Source organism: Exiguobacterium sp. E17S (assembly GCF_057772545.1).
Genome location: NZ_JBYLRU010000021.1, coordinates 1 through 454, shown reverse-complemented (window position 1 = coordinate 454; position 454 = coordinate 1). Strand labels below are relative to the sequence as shown.

2 pseudogenes are annotated in these 454 nt (G+C 60.6%); one reads left to right on the top strand and one right to left on the bottom strand.

The features are described 5' to 3' along the window. Positions 1-214 (top strand): annotated as a pseudogene (locus AC3B4V_RS16255) (hypothetical protein); the annotation flags it as partial. A 48-nt stretch (positions 215-262) separates the two neighbouring features. On the opposite strand, the pseudogene AC3B4V_RS16250 reads toward AC3B4V_RS16255, so the two are convergent. Beyond that, positions 263-454, bottom strand: a pseudogene (locus tag AC3B4V_RS16250) (aminoacyl-histidine dipeptidase); the annotation flags it as partial.

The window sequence follows — 454 nt, the reverse complement described above, 5'->3', positions numbered from 1 at the left end:
GTGGCGTGAGCGTAACCGCACGCTGCGCGCGAAGCTCGCCGAGATGATGCAAAAGCGTCGCGGGGAAGTGTTCTATGCCCGTCCGGAATTCTGCACCGACAACGGCGCGATGATCGCTTACGCGGGAATGGTGCGCCTGAATGCGGGCGCAACGTCCGACCTGAGCGTGTCCGTGCGTCCGCGCTGGCCGCTGGCGGAACTGCCGGAGGCGTAATCCCTCACCCTAACCCTCTCCCACAGGGAGAGGGCGTGGGGTGAGGTATTACTTAACTGGGATCGCTTTCAGCAGTTCAGTCAGCAGCGTCCAGTAGTGACCGACGCTTTCGATATGAACCTGCTCATCCGGCGAATGCGGGCCGGTAATGGTTGGCCCGATGGATACCATGTCCATGTCCGGATACGGTTTCTTGAACAGACCACATTCCAGACCGGCGTGGATCACCTGAATGTTCGG